The organism is Staphylococcus sp. ACRSN, from assembly GCF_022346615.1.
Classification (GTDB): Bacteria; Bacillota; Bacilli; order Staphylococcales; family Staphylococcaceae; genus Staphylococcus.
The window spans coordinates 89658-108184 of sequence record NZ_JAKRNS010000011.1 but is presented as its reverse complement, the minus strand read 5'-3'; the positions used below and the strand labels follow the sequence as shown (position 1 = coordinate 108184).

The window sequence follows — 18527 nt, the reverse complement described above, 5'->3', positions numbered from 1 at the left end:
CTGACTAAAGAATAAACGTTAATTTCTATTGATATAATATAGAAATTAACGTTTTTTGTTTATAAGCAATTCTGTGTCATTAAGATAAAACTAATTTTCGTTCAATCTTTATTTGTTTCAAGAAGCGATATAAAAGTGAAACCAAAAATAGTTCTTATTTATTTTTGAAGTATTTAAATAATAAGTAAATGAATGAACTATATCCAGACAAGTAGAAAAAAATTAAATTTTGAGCTTTATATTTTAATTAAAGTAAACAGTCAACTTATAATTAATAATTTATAGGAAAAATTTTAATCGATTGTATTGTTTTGTAGAAGAAATATTACAAAACGAGTGCAATACATTTAATCAATGGCTAAAAAAATGATAAAATAATATATATTTGTAATTGTGTTAATTTTTAAAATATTAATCACAAGGTGAATTGTAAATCACTTATTCATAGTTATTCCATTATGAATAATAACATTTGTATAGTTCATTCATGGGAAATTGATTTATGTTTCAACCTCAACAATTATGAACAGTAAATATCAAATAGAAAAGAGGTGAAACTTTGCAAATATTTGAAACAATACTTATCTTTTTAGCGCTTGTTATTGCTAGTTCATTTGTACATACTTTCTTACCTAAGGTACCACTTGCCTTTATTCAAATTATTTTGGGGATGCTTTTATACGTCACACCTATTCCGGTTGAATTTCAATTCGATACAGAACTATTTATGGTAGCATTAATTGCACCATTGCTTTTCGTAGAAGGTGTTAAAGTATCGCGTGTTCATTTGAGACGTTATATTAAACCAGTGTTGATGATGGCTTTAGGCTTAGTAGTCACAACAGTTATCGTTGTTGGTTTATTCGTACACTGGATATGGCCAGATTTACCGATGGCAGCTGCATTTGCGCTAGCAGCAATACTTTGTCCTACCGATGCTGTAGCAGTTCAAGCAATTACGAATGGGAAAGTATTACCGAAAGGATCTATGACAATTTTAGAGGGTGAATCATTATTAAATGATGCTGCAGGTATCATATCTTTTAAAATTGCTGTAGCCGCACTTGTCACAGGTGCCTTTTCTATTACTAATGCAATATCACAATTTTTAATTTCATCTATTGGTGGTTTTATAGTTGGTATTATTATAGGTGTTGCTTTAGTAAGATTTAGAGTAACATTGACACGCCGTGGTATTGAAAATATAAATATGTTTACATTTATTCAACTTGTTACACCATTTGTAACATATTTAGTAGCAGAAATGTTCCATGCATCAGGCATTATTGCGGCCGTAGTAGCTGGTCTTGTTCATGGATTTGAACGAGACAGAATTGCACAAGCGCGTACACGATTGCAAATGAGTTATAACCATACATGGAATATATTAGGTTATGCATTAAATGGTTTTGTCTTTACAATTTTAGGTTTCTTAGTACCTGAGGTAGTCGGTAGAATTATCGAAAATGAACCGCACAACCTTGTATTTTTAATAGTTGTAACATTCTTAATTGCATTGGCGATTTATCTGTTTAGGTTTTTATGGGTTTTCGTTTTATATCCGTATTTTTATTTACCTGTCAGTCCCTTCCAAAAGATGATTTCTTACAATCAAGATGAAGAAAAATCTACAGAAGCGCCACCTAAACGTAGTATGTATGCTTTTATTATGACGCTATGTGGTGTGCATGGAACAATTTCACTAGCAATCGCATTGACGCTACCTTATATGTTAGCTAATCATCATTCTTTTGCATTTAGAGATGATTTATTATTTGTTGCATCTGGAATGGTTTTAATCAGTCTTATTGTAGCGCAAATAATTTTACCATTTGCTACACCAAATGCAGAGCCACCAAAGATTAATGGAATGAATTTCAAGCAGGCTCGTGTATATATTTTAGAAAAAGTAATTGATAGCTTGAATCAAATGTCTACAGTGGATTCTAGTTTCCAATATGGGAATGTTATCAAAGACTATCATGATAAATTGGCTTTTATCAGAACGGTAGAAAATGAAGATGAAAATACGAAAGAGCTACAGAGGTTACAAAAAATCGCTTTCGATGTTGAGAATGAAACATTGAATGGTTTAGTTGAAAATGGGGACATAACAACCAATGTTTTAGACAACTATATGCGTTATTCTGAACGTACTCAAGTGTATAAACAAGCATCATTAATACAACGTATTAAAGTAGAGTTAAGAGCGATGTTATTAAAACGCCGTATTAAAAATAAGGTGAAAACAAATGCAGCTTCTTCATTATCGGTAGTAGATAACTTGAGAGAAATTTCAAACGTGATGAGAACAGTTCATTATAGAGTAGTTAGTAGGTTAGCAAAAGAAACAACTGAAGACAATAAGTTAGAAGTAGGTATGGTATGTGATAGTTATTTACTACGTACCGATAACTTAACACCATCTAATTTCTTTAACCCTAAAAATGAAAATTCAATTACGAAAATAAAATTAGTTGCTTTAAAAGAGCAACGTCGAATTCTTAATCAACTTATTGAAGAAGAAGAGGTCAGTGAGGCAACTGCTTTGAAAATAAGAGAAGCGATTAATTATGATGAAATGATCATTGTTGATAGTTTAACGGATTAACTATATAAAAAAGCGTGATAAATAAGTGTATTGATTACTATAAATCTAGTATATACACTATTTATCACGCTTTTATTTTTAGGGATAAGTTTGAAGATTTACAAATAAAAAATGAAGTCTATCAAATCGTTTTACCGTGATAGACTTCAAATAATTTTTCTAGGCATATTACCTAGACGCTACATGCCATAAATGGGGGGAGGAGCCTACCATTTATGATTTTTGGGAGATTATTTAAGGCTTGAATACCACCATACCGTACGTTTTTAGGAGGGTAACGTACGGTATGGGACTATTCACCTCAAAGAGGTTAATAGCCTCAATTTCATATTATTTCATGCTACCGTGAATTGTTTCGATATTTTCTTTCATCATATTGTAGTATGAGTCTCCTTTAGAACCTTCTTTACCTATTGAATCAGTAAATACTTCGCCATAAATATCGCGACCTGTTTCTTCACTTAAACTTTCCATACTCTTATGGTCTACACTTGTTTCTACAAGCAGGTGCTTAAGATTATTTTTTCTAACAAAATCTATAGCTTGTTTCATTTGTTCTGGCGTACCTTGCTTTTCTGTATTAATTTCCCAAATATAGCCAGGTTTAATGTCGTATTGTTGAGAGAAGTATTTGAATGCACCTTCACTCGTAATCATGTTTCTTTCATTTTTAGGAATGTCATTGAATTTTTCTTGACTTTCATTTTTTAAGTCAGTTAGCTTAGCTATGTACTTTTTACTATTTTTGTTGATTTCATCTTTGTGATTTTTATCTCTTTCTAATAAGGTATCTCTGATTGTTTCAACATATTTAATACCATTAGATAAACTTAACCAAGCATGTGGATCTTGTTTAGATTCATCGCCTTCTTTTGCACCATTTAAATAATTAGGTTTTACATTCTTAGAAACTTTAATTACTCTGTCATCATCTAATGATTTGTTAGCTTGAGATAATGCTTTTTTAAACCATCCATTACCAGTTTCTAAATTAAGTCCGTTGTAGAATACAACGTCTGCATCTGTCAATGCTTTAATATCTTTAGGTTTAACTTCGTATTCATGAGGATCTTGACCTACAGGTACGATGCTATGTATTTCGACATTTTTACTTGCTGTATTTTTAACCATGTCATATAGAATAGAATTTGTTGTTACAATTTTGACTTTCTCATTTGAGCTTGTTTCATTTTTCCCATTGCCACAAGCAGCTAAAAATAATAAGAAAATAAGAGCGATTGAAATTATTTTTTTCATACTGTTTGTCCTTCCCTTTTAAAGAAATTAAGCTTGCTACCAATAAACACAAGAATATAAATAAAGAATGCACATAGCACAATCATCGCACCGCTAGGTAAGTTATAAACATAACTAAAGTAGAGACCGACAATTGAACTAATCGTACTTATACAACTTGAAATAATCATCATCGTGCGCAATTTTTTAGCTATCAAAAATGCTGCTGAAGCAGGTGTTATTAATAGTGCTACGACAAGGATGATACCTACAGTTTGAATGCTAGCAACGGTTACGAGTGATAATAACAACATTACAAAGTAATGAATTAATGTTGTATTAAGACCACTCATTCTACTGAATGTTGGATCAAATGTAGACACCATTAGCGGGCGATAAAAAGTAATAATAAGTATCATTACGATTATGCCGACGATGATTGTTGACCAAAATGTTGCTTGTGTAACGGCTAGTATGTTCCCAAATAAAATATGGTATAAATCCGTTGTACTATTGATTACACTTATCAGGATAATACCAGTTGCTAAAAAAGCTGTGAAACTAATACCGATGGCTGCATCGGGCTTGGTTTTACTGCTTTTTGTGATAAAACCAATAAATATACTTGCAATCATTCCTGTTACTAAGGCGCCGATAAACATTGGGATTTCGAAGAAAAATGATAATGCTACACCAGGTAGTACAGCATGACTCATTGCATCACCCATGAGTGACAATCCACGAAGAACAATTAAACATCCCACAGTACCGCAGACGATACCTACAACAATGGAAATGATTAAGGCATTTCTTAGAAACAAATAGTCAAATAAATGTTGAATGAAATCCATATAAGTTACGTCCTTTCTACTGTGCTAATTCGCCTTCATCTTGAGAAGTAGCACTTAGGAATGTACGATTTAAATAATCGGGTTGCATTGCTATAGCGCTATCTCCAAAAAAGCGAATCGTTTTATTTAAGAGAATGACACGATCAAAATATTTTTCTGCTTTAGATAAGTCGTGGTGGACGATAAGTAACAATTTACCTTCATCCTTTAATTGACGTAACTGTGACATAATAATTTGTTCACTGTGGAAATCAATCCCTACAAACGGTTCATCGAGCAAATAAAGTTTGCTTTCGGTCATTAGTGCACGGGCTACGAGCACACGTTGTAATTGACCGCCACTTAAAGCAGATATTTGACGGTGTCGTAATTCCTGTAGCTCTAAAGTTTTTAACAATTGATTAAGTCTCAGTCTAGTTTCCCCTGTAACCCATTTAAACCAACCGATATCTTTATAAGCTCCAGATAAAATGACATCTTCCACTTTTATTGGAAAATCTAAATCGATATGCGCTTTTTGAGGGATATATGTGATATCCTTAAGCGCATTTTGTACAGGGCAATCTTGTAAATTAGCTACACCAGTTGATTTGAATTCTCCGATTATTGACTTTAGCAACGATGATTTACCAGCGCCGTTTGGTCCCATAATACCAATAATTTCCCCTGATATAGGTATGTCTAAATCTATATTTTCTAAGACATTTTTATTCCCTAAAGTAAGATTTAAATTCTTTATTTTTAACACGTTAGCCCTCCTTAATTTAAATTTTAGGTTAACCTAATTTATATTATCATATACTACTAACTTTTAGCGTGTCAAGTAGATTCGTGATACAATAAAGTGAATGAGTTGAGAGGTGAGACAATGCTAACTGAAGAAAAAGAAGATTACTTAAAAGCGATATTAACGCATGACGGGGACCGTTCATTCGTTTCAAATAAAACACTGTCACAGTATTTAAATATTAAGCCACCTTCTGTCAGTGAAATGGTTAATCGGTTAGAGAAATCTGGTTATGTTATGACCAAACCATATAAAGGTGTACAACTTTCTGAACAAGGATTAACCTATACTTTAGACATAATTAAACGTCATAGATTGTTAGAATTATTTTTAATTAAAGTATTACAGTATAATTGGGAAGAAGTTCATCAAGAGGCAGAGGTATTAGAACATCGCGTTTCGCATTTGTTCGTAGATAGATTAGATAAATTATTAGAGTATCCTGTCACATGCCCACATGGTGGAGTGATACCGAGAGATAATCAATATAAAGAACTATATACAAATAATTTATTATCATTTGAAGCTGAAGATAAGGTGACAATCAAGCGTGTAAGAGACAGAACCGAGCTTTTGGTATATTTAACTAGCAAAGATATTCTTATTGATGAAGAGATTAAGATAGTAAATAAAGATGATACTAATAAAGTGATTATAGTGCAGAAAGATGAAAATATAACGATTTTAAGCTATGATAATGCAGAACATATTTATGCAGAGAAATAAAATTTTTGTAGCAATTCCTGTATTGAAGTAGTTGTATAATGAGTACATATCAACGAGGAACAAAAAACAGATTGTTAGCGAATAGGATTAAATCCTGCTAACAATCTGTTTTTATATATAAATATGATATAGGTCAGCAAATGGTAAGCTTAACCTATCAAATATTTAACATGCATAAATAGAATTGGTTTCAACGGCTTTTGATTGTGAATTTAATTTAAAAATAATTTGTGAATAATAAGTAAACAATAAAAAGGTTAAAAAATATCCAAATCAAACTAAATACAGTAGTTGGTATATGTGTCAGTTCTTTTAGTGTACTGCCATCCCAAGTTACAGTATGCGGTGAGAAGGTCAATCTACCTATTGTCCAAGAGGATTGTAACACTTCTCCAAGTAAAACACCGACTATAAAGTGATAGGTAAATGTGATGATATAGGTCATCATAAATTGATTATCACTATGAAACAAGCTATATAATATAAGTATTAAAATTAAAATAATTAATGTGGGCAAAACTTTTCTTGAAGTTAAGATAAAGAAATATATAAAGATAATTAAATATGCTGCAATAAATAGACTTGGATATGTTGATTGGATTGCTGTGAAACCGATAAGTAACATCAGCGGGGGCATTACATAGCCACCGAATGTTGTGATAGCTTGACCAAGTCGACCTTTAGATTGAGTGATTGCATAACCTTGTTGCGACGTGTTAGCACGTTCAGTAGGAGATGCCACGATTACCAGATCCTTTGCCTTTCCATTACTTATCTTATTGAATAAAATATGCCCAAACTCATGTGTGAGAACAGGAATATAATTTAGATAGATATCTAAAAAACGGTTGATAGCATTGTGTCTATAATTATGAATCACAATATAGAGTATGGCTATACAAATGACCCAAAAAATATTAAATTTTATCGTGTAGCTAAGAAAATCATGTATGTATGTCATAAATAATACCTCGATTTTAATTGTCAATAATACTTTAATATATGAATGCGTGAGTTATAACCAGTATTTTATGGTTAATCTCCATTATTTAAAAAATTAAAAGCATCATAATATTTGATTGTATCTTTATATAGCATTATAAAGGAAATAAAAACATTAATCATTTAGACTTTTGATGTATCTTTATATTAGTTATTTAACTTTGGTTTAAATAGGTTAGACAAATTGAATATGTTAAAATGACCATAATAATTAAGTATGTGTAATTGGTAATATGCAGATAGGAGAAATTGATAAATGAATGAGCACAAACAAGTACAAAAAGTAGATGTTTTATCAGTACTTTTTGATAATGTAACCATGTCCGAAATGAAAGAAAATATCACAAGTTTTTTTAAATCGCAATTATTAGACAATTTATTTATAGTAACTGCTAATCCTGAAATTGTAGATTATGCACAACAAGATACAACGTATAGGCACTTAATTAATTCAGCAGATTATGTCGTAGCAGATGGAACAGGTGTTGTCATGGCTTCCAAATTACTACAAACACCATTAAAAGAGAGAGTGCCGGGTATTGAATTGATGGAAACTTGCCTTCACATTGCGAATGAACAACACCAAAAAGTGTTTTTATTAGGAGCAGAAAACGAAATTGTTAAGGCGGCTTATATACGTTTAAGTGAAAAGTTTCCTGAAGTGGCATTTGATTTTCATCATGGCTTTTTTGACTTGTCGGATGAAATGGTAGTACAACAAATTAAATCATTTAATCCTGACTATATTTTTATAGGAATGGGCTATCCAAGACAGGAATTGTGGATTGAGCGACATGCTAATCAATTTGAACAAACTATGTTCATGGGTGTAGGTGGCTCATTAGAAGTATTTAGTGGAATGAAAAAGCGTGCGCCAAAATTATTTAGAACTTTGAATTTGGAATGGGTGTATCGCGTGATTATAGATTGGAAACGAATTGGTAGAACAAAAGCGATTCCTAAGTTTATTTTTAATGTTTTCAAAGCAAAATTCAAAAAATAATGTATTAATGTAATACCTTTGTCATAGATTTGTTTAATTAGAATGTAACTAAGATAGCATTATACTTGGGACACGGTTAACTATGATCTTACATATAATACAAGCTGGAAATTATCGTTTTTATAATGGATAAAAAAAGTGCCCTTCTAGTATTCGTCAGTGACTAGACGTTACTTAGTAGGGCATTTTACTTATAGTTTATAATTATTTGTGTTTAGATTATTTCACTTCGAATCTTGATGCATCAAGTTCTTCTCTAAATTGTTTTTGTTCTTTTTTAGAGCGCTTTTTAAAACCGTTTAAGAATTTTTCGTATTTAGGTAATACTTCATCAAGTTCACCATATTCTTTTAATTTTCCGCCTTCAATCCAAGCAATTTTTGTACAAAATTCACGGACTTGTTTCATGTTATGGCTGACGAAAAAGATTGTTTTACCTTGGGCCTTGTATTCATAAATTTTATCTAGACACTTTTGAGCAAATGTTTGATCACCTACGGATAATGCCTCATCGATTACTAGGATATCAGGGTTTGTCGTGATATTTATTGAAAAACCAAGTTTAGCTCTCATACCACTAGAATATTTTTTAACAGGTTGGTATATAAATTCACCTAATTCACTAAATTCGATAACTTGAGGTGTTAACTCTTTAATTTCTTTACGTGTGAAACCCATACATAACATTTTAAACTCGATGTTTTCGATACCTGTTAATTGCCCATTTAAACCTGCGCTAATTGCAATAACACTAACATCTCCATTTCGGTCAATATGTCCTTCAGTTGGAGACAGAGATCCACCAATCATATTACTCAATGTGGATTTTCCTGAACCATTGATACCGACTAAACCAATCACATCGCCTTCATATGCTGTAATTGATAAATCGTTAAGCGCGTAGAAAGTTTTATTTTTGTGAAAAGGTATGATAACATCCTTCAACCGTTCTTTATTGTTTCGATAAATACGGTATTCTTTAGTTACATTTTCAATGCTAACCGATACATTCATATTTTTACCTTCCTTATTTACAGTTACTTCAAGTATATTATATATTATATTAGTTGTTAAATTTATTAACCTATTGTAAAGTAAGTGAGTACTATTTTACTATTTTTAGACTTATACAGTTGTTAAAGTTTACTTAATAATTCGTATAAAATCAACTATTAAGATAAAAAATTTATTGTTTTTATTTCATTGTAACAAGAAATAGTAAATGTAATGAACTATAAAAAGCAACTTTATTGTAAATATAAAAAATTATAATATTTAAAAGATGATAGATAAATTGTTATGATAGTAATTAAAGCTTTTAATAAAAATTTTCAAGCCAGTTTAATGAAGATTAAAAATATAGTCAAATCGATTGAAAGTGTGGTTTATTTAAATGAATGCTGTGTGGGTTGTTTTTAAAGAACATATCAAGAATTTTTATCTTATTCAAAGATTAGCCCAATTCCAATTAAAAATTTCAAATACGAACAATTATTTAGGCATGGCTTGGGAATTAATTAACCCAGCGCTACAAATCATGGTTTACTGGTTTGTATTTGGTTTAGGAATTCGAAGTAATAGCGATGTTGATGGTGTGCCATTTATATATTGGTTACTTGTTGGTATTAGTATGTGGTTCTTCGTTAACCAAGGTGTATTAGAGGGGACTAAAGCAATTGCTACAAAATATAATCATGTAGCGAAGATGAATTTTCCGTTATCTATTATACCGTCATATATTGTTATGAGTAGATTCTATGGGCATTTGGCATTATTGGTCGTCGTCATTTTATTATGCATGCTATCTGGATTCTATCCAACGATTTATACGTTGCAATTAATTTTATATGTGCCTTTTGCTTTAATATTAACATCGACGATAGCGTTATTTACTTCTACATTAGGTGTGCTTGTGAAAGATACACAACAAGCAATTCAAGCGTTAATGCGAATGGTATTCTTTGCTTCTTCAATTCTTATCGTGCCCCCAGAAGGTATCGTTAAGCAAGTGATGCAATTAAATCCAATTTATTATTTAGCAGAAGCCTATCGTTCTGCAGTACTACATAAAGAATGGTACTTTATAACACATTGGGAGTTAACATTATATAACTTATTTATTGTGCTATTCCTATTTATGATTGGCTCAATTTTACACATGAGATATAGAGATCATTTTGCTGACTTTATGTAAGTTATATATTCCAACTGAAACATTAATTCAATAAGCAAAATACAAATAATCCTTTGATGACTTGTGGGTCGTCGAAGGATTTTTCTATAAATTTTATTATAAGATAGATATAATAAAGAAACTGAGGAAACAAATCCATTTGGCGGTGAAAATTTTGAGACAGATAATTAAAGCTATATATATATGTATGACTAAGTTTTTGAATTTATTTTTTAGTAAAAAGAAAATAAAGGAACAGGAAATTGTTATTATGATGACGTTTCCCGAGGATGTTCTACCAATCATAGAAGCCCTTAATCGGAAAGGTGATTATCAAATTACTGTAATAGGAAAAGAGAAGCATAAAAAATATACGCAACATTTAAAACATGTGAAATATGTACTAGCAGGAAATAAACAAATATATAAACATTTAAAATGTTTGAGTTCGGCTAAAGTAATTATAATTGATACATATTATTTACTTATGGGAGGTTTTCAAAAAAAACAGGGTCAAACTATTATTCAAACTTGGCATGCAACAGGTGCGTTGAAAAATTTTGGGTTAACGGATCATCAAGTTGATTTAAATAATAAAAAAATAGTCGCTCAGTACCAACAAGTATATGATGCAACGGATAAATATATTGTTGGGGGAGAACCAATGATTAGTTGTTTTAAATCATCTTTTGGTGCATCAGATGAACAGATGCTTAGAACTGGGTTGCCTAGACTCGTACCATATCGAACAGTAAATATCACCCAACGCCAACAAGAGTTAAAACAACAATATGGTATTAAAGGAAAAGTAGCGGTATATGTTCCAACTTATCGTGAACATCATCAAGCAAATCGAACTATAGATAAACAAAAGTTTGAAACAGCATTGCCTAATTATACATTATTTAGTAAGTTGCATCCTTCTATAGCAATAGAGCAACAGCCGTCGATTAACTTACAATCTTTAATGATTATGGCTGATATTATAATTAGTGATTACAGTTCATTGGCTATCGAGGCGAGTTTATTAAATAAACCTACATTATTTTATGTTTATGATGAGCAACAATATGAAGCGGAACGGGGTTTGAATCATTTTTATTATGATATTCCAACTCAATATAAAGCATATGATGAAGGAGAATTAATTCAGAAATTAAAAGAAAATGATGGAGATTTTCAGCTTTTATTTTCAAAATGGCATGAATATAACGAAACTCAAAGTCTAACGCAAGTAATACAATATATAGAGGAAATGGTGAAAGCATGAAGATTTCGATAATTATTCCTGTTTATAACGCGGCAGATACAATTAGACGTGCGATAGCTTCGATAGATACAAAACATGATTACGAAGTGATCTGTATTAATGACGGTTCTACAGATGAAACGCAAAAAGTTCTTGAGCAGATACAAAAAGAATTTAAAAATATCATAGTAATTGAACAACAGAATAAAGGTGCGGCTGCAAGTAGAAATGTAGGTTTGACATACGTGACAGGAAACATGTTTATGTTTTTAGATGCGGATGATATTTTCCTTCCCAGTCGAATTGATTTAATGGCAGAAAATTACCAAAAAGATGAAAACGTTGAAATCGTTATAGGGCAGATTGGTCGTGGTGCATCTGGAGATTGGAAACCAATTGTGACACATGAAGTGTTGCGTGAAAATAAAATAGTTAATTTAGCGCAATGCCCAGAAATGATGCAATCTATTGGCCCAGGAGCTAAAATGTTTAGTGCTAAATATAAAGATTTACGCTTTGATGAAAATATTGTATTTTGTGAAGAGCATTATTTTATTATTCAAGCTTATAGAAAAGCTAAAGATATTCAATTAATACCTGAAATTGTTTATGGTTACAACGAAGTCGTAGGTTCAGTTACGCATCGGAGAGCATCAGAGTTTATTGAATATATGGCAGATGCAAAGGAAGTTCGGAATAGAGTAATGCCATTACTTCCTTTAAGAGAGCAACGAATATATTATAGCTATCGTATGGATGAATTAATCGTTAGCTATTTAATACAAGCATATATTACAAAAAATAGCGCATTGTCACAGTCATTATTAGATGTAGTCATACGCTATCTAGAAGCTATGCAACAAACAGATTATGACGGAGAGGCACTATTTAGAATTATCAAAGTCGTTGAACAAGGTTCAACAAAATGGAATAAAAAATTATATGGCCAGTGGAGAGAAGCGTTATTAAGGTTTGGTATTGGACGACCACATTATTATAGATTTAAAGTTGAAGTATTGCCAAAACGCACATCCTTCAGAGGAAAGCAGAAACTCAAACAATATCTTAAACGTTAAATTCTTCGAATATTCGTAAACTTATGATTGTTGTGCTATAATTTTTAAAAATGTAAATTTTAATTTAATTTTATGTTAAGGAGATTAAACGAATGAAACGTGTAATTACTTATGGAACATATGATTTGTTGCATTACGGACATATAGAACTGTTAAGAAGAGCAAGAGAAATGGGCGATTATTTAGTCGTTGCATTATCAACTGATGAATTTAATCGTGTGAAAAACAAAAAATCATATTATAACTTTGAACAAAGAAAAATGATGTTAGAATCAATTCGATACGTTGATCTTGTTATTCCTGAAAATGGTTGGGGTCAAAAAGAAATTGATGTTGATCGTTATGAAATTGATAAATTTGTAATGGGTCATGACTGGGAAGGCGAGTTTGACTTCCTTAAAGATAAATGTGAAGTAATATATTTAAATCGTACTGAAGGTATTTCAACTACGAAAATTAAAAAAGAATTATATGGTGATTCTGAAAAATAATTATTGTTCAGAAGAAGAAAACGATTCTGAAACATAAATTATAGAAAAGAAGCACTCAGATAAATTGGTTTAATTTATCTGAGTGCTTCTTTTTATTCAATACTTCAAATTGTTTGCTTGCTTTCTTAGGGGACAGCTTCAGCCTGTAATCTTCAGCTTGTCCTGTTCCTTCAAGCTTCTCGCTAAAATACTTCGTAGTTATATGTGATTTTACATTTAATGCTTTTAAAAAAATAGAAAAGCCGATTGATATTTCAATCGGCTTTCTGTACGCAAAAATATAGTGATTTGTATTTACTTAAATAACTAATACGTTAACGTTTTTTCTTAGATGATTGTTTTCTGATTGTGTCTATAATTAAGTAAACCACGATTGCAATCGCTGCAATAATAAGTAAAGTACCTAATAATGTTAAGATTGGATGGTCGTCCCATGTTGATTTCACAACGGTCGTTGCTTTGTGTACCAGTGGTTTTTTTACATCAACAGATGGTGGGCCATACTTACTTGAAACAAATTCACGATCATATTCGATATGTACTTTGCTATCTTCGATTACAAATTTATAATCATTTTTATCGAAATCTTTTGGTAATACGTCATAAAGGTCTTTTTCTACGTAATATGTATGACCATTGATTTTGTGTTCACCTTTAGATAGTACTTTTTCATATTTATATTGATCGAACGACATATTCATTAAAGCATTACCCATCATATTACGTTGCTTTTCGCCACCTAATGATTTGTAATTACCTGCACCCATGATTGTCTGAACTATTCTGAAACCATCACGTTTAGTTGTAATTGTATGATTGTAATCCGCTTGGTCACTAGAACCGGTTTTTAAACCATCTGTACCTTTTAAACTCATATCGGCGCCATCAAGTGAATGGTTGAATGTGTAATAAGTTACGCCGTGTTGTGTAGGTGCTAGTTGCTTTGTAAAGTATAAAATTTTAGGTGTGTCTTGAATCACACGTTGAGATAAAATATCGTAGTCTTTAGCAGTAGAAGTAGAATTATCTTCATCTTTATACCTTTTAGGAGCAAAATCTTTTAATTGCTTATTTTCAGCTCCAGTAGGATTAGCAAAGTTTGTGTGTTTCATACCTATTTCTTTAGCTTTTTCATTCATTTTATCTGTGAAATCAGAAGTATTGTCAGAAACTTCATTCGCTAAAATTAATGCTGCAGCATTACTTGAATTAGAAACAGTGATTTGTAGTAATTCTTTTATTGTGTACGTTTCACCCGGATAAAGTTTTGTATTACTGAGCTCGGGCAGGGTGGACATACGATAGTGATCGTTAGTGATTTTTACTTTGTCGTTTAAAGATAAGTCACCTTTTTTAACTGCCTCAAGTGTTAGGTACATTGTCATAAGTTTAGTCATAGAAGCTGGGTACCATTTTTTATTTGCGTTGTACTGATATAATACTTGTCCAGATTGTGAGATGTTGATTGCACCTTCTGGTTGGTAAGCGTCAGATACATTATAACCATATTGATTTGCCGCTTGGGTAGGTGTCACTGTTTCCGCATTGGCAAAAGGTGTTATAATTACATTGACGCAAAATAAAGCGATAATTGTCAAAATTAGTCTTTTAAACATAACATACCCTCTAACATATTCTGTTTTTTAATAATAGAACTAGTTTAGCATATTGTATGTTGTTAGCAAAACTATTGTATCGCTAAAAGTAGGGCGGAATATTGTTTTGTACATGTATTTTATTAAAAATTACAATTGATTTTTAAGATTAATATATCGCTTCTCAACTTGTGTTTTAAATCATTATTAATACATAACAAATTTCAGAAGAGGTAACAAAAATGAAACAGGAGAATCCATTATTTTACTTATTTAGAAAATTAACATGGCCGGTTGGCTTGATCATTGTTGCTGTGTTTATATCATCTTTAGGTAGTATTACAGGACTGGTTGTACCATTTTTCACTGGTAAACTTGTTGATAAGTTTTCATTTACGAACTTCAACTGGAACTTCGTGATTGCATTTATTGGTATATTTATTTTAAATGCATTACTCAGCGGTATTGGTTTATATTTGTTGAGCAAGATAGGTGAAAAGATTATTTATGCAATACGTTCTCTTTTATGGCAACATATTATACATTTGAAAATGCCGTTTTTTGATCAAAATGAAAGTGGACAATTGATAAGCCGTTTAACTGATGACACAAAAGTGATAAATGAATTTATATCACAAAAGTTACCTAACTTATTACCATCCGTTTTAACGATTGTTGGTTCTTTAATCATGTTATTTATCATGGATTGGAAGATGACATTACTAACTTTTATTACCATTCCTATATTTGTAGCAATTATGATACCGCTTGGTAAAATCATGCAAAACATTTCTAAAAAGACACAATCAGAAATTGCTAACTTCAGTGGTTTGTTAGGCCGTGTCTTAACAGAGATGCGTTTGGTAAAAGTCTCTAATACAGAGGATCAAGAATTAAAAAATGCACACAAAAATTTAAAAGAAATATATTTTTTAGGTTTAAAACAAGCTAAAATCACTGCAATTATTCAACCCATAACAGGTGTGATTATGTTATTAACAATTGCGGTTATTTTAGGGTTTGGAGCAATTAGAATTTCTACAGGCGCAATCACAGCTGGGACGCTCATCGCTATGATTTTTTATGTTATACAGTTGTCGACACCGTTAGTTAATCTTTCGACATTAGTAACGGATTATAGAAAAGCAATTGGTGCCAGTAGTCGTATTCATGAAATTATGGAAGAGCCAGTAGAAGTAATTACATTTAATGAACAGGCAAATATACCAGAAGGCAATTTATCATTTACCAATGTACAATTTCAGTATGGTATCAAGCCTATATTAAAAGAAGTATCATTTGAAATTCCTTATAGTAAAGTTACAGCTTTTGTAGGTCCTTCTGGTTCTGGTAAAAGTACAATATTTAACGTTATTGAACGAATGTACGATATACAACGGGGTGAAATAACCTATGGCAGTACATCAATTTATGACTTGTCTTTAGCAGACTGGCGAGCTAAGATTGGATACGTTATGCAAACGAATTCGTTGATGAGTGGGACTATTCGAGACAATATATTGTATGGTATAAATAGAACGGTTTCTGATGATGAATTAATACATTATGCGAAGATGGCAAACTGCCATGAGTTTATTGAACAGTTTGAAGACGGTTATGACACTTTGGTGGGTGAAAGAGGTCTAAAACTTTCAGGTGGTCAACGTCAACGTATTGATATTGCTAGAAGTTTTGTGAAGAATCCAGATATATTATTATTAGATGAAGCAACTGCCAACCTTGATAGTGAAAGTGAACGTAAGATTCAAGAAGCTTTGGAAGTGTTGATGGAAGGTAGAACTACAGTAGTCATTGCACATCGATTGTCTACTATTAAAAAAGCAGAACAAATTATATTTTTAGATGGCGGAGAAGTAACAGGTAAAGGAACACATCAAGAATTAATGGATTCCCACGAAAAATATCAGGCTTTTGTAAATACACAAAATTTAGCAAATTAAATGTGCTGTATGTAAAACACAAAATATACACATGTAGTGTATGCGTTTTCATAACAAAACCCGAATTTTAACAGATTTCATCTCTTGATAATATATTGTAATGCGAACTATAAAATTCTTATTTTCTCTAAAGTACATACATGCTATAATTGTTTTGAATTATAAGGATACAATGTAATTGTAAAAGCTATTTAAAAATCGACTTTAGAGAGATAATAAGATAATAAATGAGGTTAATGAAGGTGAACACACATAGTTACTGTACAAGATATGACTTCGTTCTTATCAAATTAAAACTATAGGTGTTTACCTTTATTTTTTTACATAATAAATAGGGCTCTTAGCGTTTGCATTGTATTCTTTATTAAAATCTGAAATGGTAGGTGTATTATGTTTTTAGTTATTAACATAATTGGATTGTTTGTTTTCTTAGGAATTGCAGTCTTATTTTCTAGAAATAGAAAAAATATACAATGGACATCAATTGGAATATTAGTTCTGCTTAACCTAGTGTTAGCTTGGTTCTTTATTTATTTTCCATGGGGAAGAACAGGTGTACAGGGGTTAGCTAATGGTATAGCATGGATGATTGATTCAGCACATGCTGGAACTGGATTTGCATTTGCGAGCTGGGTAAAACCAGGTGCAATGGATATGGCAGTGAGTGCTTTATTTCCAATCTTACTTGTAGTACCATTATTTGATATTTTAATGTACCTTAACGTGTTGCCAAAGGTGATTGGTGCAATTGGTTGGGTATTAGCTAAAATTACACGACAACCTAAGTTTGAATCATTCTTTGGTATAGAGATGATGTTCTTAGGTAATACTGAAGCATTAGCTGTTTCAAACGAGCAGCTTAAAAGAATGAATGAAACACGTGTATTAACCATTGCAATGATGTCGATGAGTTCTGTATCAGGAGCAATAGTTGGTGCTTATGTGACAATGGTTCCAGGAGAACTCGTGTTGACAGCTATTCCATTAAACATTATCAATGCAATAATTGTATCTTCAATCTTAAACCCAGTAAGCGTTGAAGAAAAAGAAGATATTATTTATAGCATTAAAAATAATGAAGTGGAACGCCAACCATTCTTCTCATTTTTAGGAGATTCTGTATTAAATGCAGGTAAATTAGTTTTAATTATTATTGCGTTTGTAATCAGTTTCGTTGCACTTTCTGATTTGTTAGACAGACTAATAAACTTATTCACGGGAATTGTCGGTGGTTGGATTGGAGTAAAAGGCAGCTTTGGATTAGATCAAATGCTAGGTACTGTGATGTATCCTTTCGCTTTACTCTTAGGTTTACCGTTTGATGAGGCTTGGATAGTCGCACAACAAATGGCTAAGAAAATTGTTACCAATGAATTTGTTGTAATGGGACAAATCAAAGATGTGATAGATTCTTACTCACCACATAGAAAAGCAGTTATTACAACGTTCTTAATATCATTTGCTAACTTCTCAACAATTGGTATGATTGTCGGTACTTTAAAAGGTATTGTCGATCAAAAAACATCTGATTTTGTATCGAAATATGTTCCAATGATGTTACTAGCGGGAATTTTAGTTTCATTAATGACAGCAGGTTTCGTAGGATTGTTTGCATGGTAATCACTATTTAATATTAATGGGAAAATACTTTGTTTTTAAAATAGGCTGATTGAAGATTATCTTCAATCAGCCTATTTTTTTATAATGTAAATAATTCAGAAATAACATTTTGAAAATAAAAAATAAAGCCAAGTGAATGAAGTGAG

General features: G+C 31.4%; 15 protein-coding genes. 9 read left to right on the top strand and 6 right to left on the bottom strand.

What is annotated here, in order from left to right; all coding sequences use genetic code 11:
* Positions 1 to 559 precede the first annotated feature (559 nt).
* The gene (locus MHZ36_RS11035; protein ID WP_239231687.1) at positions 560 to 2611 is read left to right on the top strand and encodes a cation:proton antiporter; all 2052 of its coding nucleotides are present in this window, start codon (positions 560 to 562) and stop codon (positions 2609 to 2611) included.
* Between the two features lie 330 nt (positions 2612 to 2941).
* Here MHZ36_RS11035 and mntC read toward each other — a convergent pair whose 3' ends face one another.
* The 3 genes from mntC to MHZ36_RS11020 are packed head-to-tail and all read right to left on the bottom strand — an operon-like array spanning position 2942 to position 5446.
* Positions 2942 to 3868: a manganese ABC transporter substrate-binding lipoprotein MntC gene (gene mntC / locus MHZ36_RS11030; protein ID WP_239231686.1), complete on the bottom strand. Its 927-nt coding sequence runs from the start codon at positions 3866 to 3868 to the stop codon at positions 2942 to 2944.
* Positions 3865 to 4698 carry a metal ABC transporter permease gene (locus MHZ36_RS11025; RefSeq protein WP_239231685.1) on the bottom strand — a complete coding sequence of 278 codons (834 nt, stop codon included), beginning with the start codon at positions 4696 to 4698 and terminating at the stop codon, positions 3865 to 3867. Before MHZ36_RS11025 ends, mntC begins: the two co-directional genes overlap by 4 nt.
* Positions 4699 to 4714: 16 nt before the next feature.
* Positions 4715 to 5446 carry a metal ABC transporter ATP-binding protein gene (locus MHZ36_RS11020; protein WP_239231684.1) on the bottom strand — a complete coding sequence of 244 codons (732 nt, stop codon included), beginning with the start codon at positions 5444 to 5446 and terminating at the stop codon, positions 4715 to 4717.
* A 120-nt stretch (positions 5447 to 5566) separates the two neighbouring features.
* Between MHZ36_RS11020 and MHZ36_RS11015 the strand changes: the two genes are divergently transcribed.
* Entirely contained in the window at positions 5567 to 6211 is a 645-nt protein-coding gene (locus MHZ36_RS11015; protein WP_239231683.1) for a metal-dependent transcriptional regulator, read from the top strand.
* 217 nt (positions 6212 to 6428) lie between these two features.
* On the opposite strand, the gene MHZ36_RS11010 is transcribed toward MHZ36_RS11015, so the two are convergent.
* Complete coding sequence (locus MHZ36_RS11010) at positions 6429 to 7172, bottom strand: M50 family metallopeptidase (protein WP_239231682.1); 744 nt, start codon at positions 7170 to 7172, stop codon at positions 6429 to 6431.
* A 297-nt stretch (positions 7173 to 7469) separates the two neighbouring features.
* Between MHZ36_RS11010 and tarA the strand changes: the two genes are divergently transcribed.
* On the top strand, positions 7470 to 8216 hold the full coding sequence (gene tarA / locus MHZ36_RS11005) for an N-acetylglucosaminyldiphosphoundecaprenol N-acetyl-beta-D-mannosaminyltransferase TarA (RefSeq protein WP_239231681.1): 747 nt from the start codon (positions 7470 to 7472) through the stop codon (positions 8214 to 8216).
* A 219-nt stretch (positions 8217 to 8435) separates the two neighbouring features.
* Here tarA and tagH read toward each other — a convergent pair whose 3' ends face one another.
* Entirely contained in the window at positions 8436 to 9230 is a 795-nt protein-coding gene (gene tagH / locus MHZ36_RS11000; protein WP_239231680.1) for a teichoic acids export ABC transporter ATP-binding subunit TagH, read from the bottom strand.
* A 379-nt stretch (positions 9231 to 9609) separates the two neighbouring features.
* Here tagH and MHZ36_RS10995 point away from each other — a divergent pair, with 379 nt between their 5' ends.
* The 4 genes from MHZ36_RS10995 (at position 9610) to tagD (ending at position 13205) form a co-directional block, all read left to right on the top strand.
* Positions 9610 to 10410, top strand: coding sequence for an ABC transporter permease (locus MHZ36_RS10995; RefSeq protein WP_239231679.1), 801 nt, complete (start codon positions 9610 to 9612; stop codon positions 10408 to 10410).
* Positions 10411 to 10564: 154 nt separating this feature from the next.
* Complete coding sequence (gene tarB, locus MHZ36_RS10990) at positions 10565 to 11659, top strand: teichoic acid glycerol-phosphate primase TarB (RefSeq protein WP_239231678.1); 1095 nt, start codon at positions 10565 to 10567, stop codon at positions 11657 to 11659.
* Positions 11656 to 12714 carry a glycosyltransferase family 2 protein gene (locus tag MHZ36_RS10985; RefSeq protein ID WP_239231677.1) on the top strand — a complete coding sequence of 353 codons (1059 nt, stop codon included), beginning with the start codon at positions 11656 to 11658 and terminating at the stop codon, positions 12712 to 12714. Before tarB ends, MHZ36_RS10985 begins: the two co-directional genes overlap by 4 nt.
* A gap of 92 nt (positions 12715 to 12806) precedes the next feature.
* Entirely contained in the window at positions 12807 to 13205 is a 399-nt protein-coding gene (gene tagD, locus MHZ36_RS10980) for a glycerol-3-phosphate cytidylyltransferase (protein ID WP_239231676.1), read from the top strand.
* 314 nt (positions 13206 to 13519) lie between these two features.
* Here the strand turns inward: tagD and pbp4 are convergent, their stop codons facing one another.
* A complete protein-coding gene (gene pbp4, locus MHZ36_RS10975; protein ID WP_239231675.1) occupies positions 13520 to 14821 on the bottom strand; it encodes a penicillin-binding protein PBP4 in 1302 nt (433 codons plus the stop codon).
* 221 nt (positions 14822 to 15042) lie between these two features.
* Between pbp4 and MHZ36_RS10970 the strand changes: the two genes are divergently transcribed.
* Both MHZ36_RS10970 and MHZ36_RS10965 read left to right on the top strand, forming a co-directional pair.
* A complete protein-coding gene (locus MHZ36_RS10970) occupies positions 15043 to 16761 on the top strand; it encodes an ABC transporter ATP-binding protein (RefSeq protein ID WP_239231674.1) in 1719 nt (572 codons plus the stop codon).
* Positions 16762 to 17151: 390 nt separating this feature from the next.
* Positions 17152 to 18381 carry a NupC/NupG family nucleoside CNT transporter gene (locus tag MHZ36_RS10965; protein ID WP_239231673.1) on the top strand — a complete coding sequence of 410 codons (1230 nt, stop codon included), beginning with the start codon at positions 17152 to 17154 and terminating at the stop codon, positions 18379 to 18381.
* Positions 18382 to 18527 lie beyond the last annotated feature (146 nt).

Bases quoted from the DNA above. Each gene is read 5' to 3' on its own strand.
- mntC (WP_239231686.1), bottom strand. From the start codon at position 3,868: ATGAAAAAAATAATTTCAATCGCTCTTATTTTCTTATTATTTTTAGCT.
- MHZ36_RS11025 (WP_239231685.1), bottom strand. From the start codon at position 4,698: ATGGATTTCATTCAACATTTATTTGACTATTTGTTTCTAAGAAATGCC.
- MHZ36_RS11015 (WP_239231683.1), top strand. From the start codon at position 5,567: ATGCTAACTGAAGAAAAAGAAGATTACTTAAAAGCGATATTAACGCAT.
- MHZ36_RS11010 (WP_239231682.1), bottom strand. From the start codon at position 7,172: ATGACATACATACATGATTTTCTTAGCTACACGATAAAATTTAATATT.
- tarA (WP_239231681.1), top strand. From the start codon at position 7,470: ATGAATGAGCACAAACAAGTACAAAAAGTAGATGTTTTATCAGTACTT.
- tagH (WP_239231680.1), bottom strand. From the start codon at position 9,230: ATGAATGTATCGGTTAGCATTGAAAATGTAACTAAAGAATACCGTATT.
- MHZ36_RS10995 (WP_239231679.1), top strand. From the start codon at position 9,610: ATGAATGCTGTGTGGGTTGTTTTTAAAGAACATATCAAGAATTTTTAT.
- MHZ36_RS10985 (WP_239231677.1), top strand. From the start codon at position 11,656: ATGAAGATTTCGATAATTATTCCTGTTTATAACGCGGCAGATACAATT.
- tagD (WP_239231676.1), top strand. From the start codon at position 12,807: ATGAAACGTGTAATTACTTATGGAACATATGATTTGTTGCATTACGGA.
- pbp4 (WP_239231675.1), bottom strand. From the start codon at position 14,821: ATGTTTAAAAGACTAATTTTGACAATTATCGCTTTATTTTGCGTCAAT.
- MHZ36_RS10970 (WP_239231674.1), top strand. From the start codon at position 15,043: ATGAAACAGGAGAATCCATTATTTTACTTATTTAGAAAATTAACATGG.
- MHZ36_RS10965 (WP_239231673.1), top strand. From the start codon at position 17,152: ATGTTTTTAGTTATTAACATAATTGGATTGTTTGTTTTCTTAGGAATT.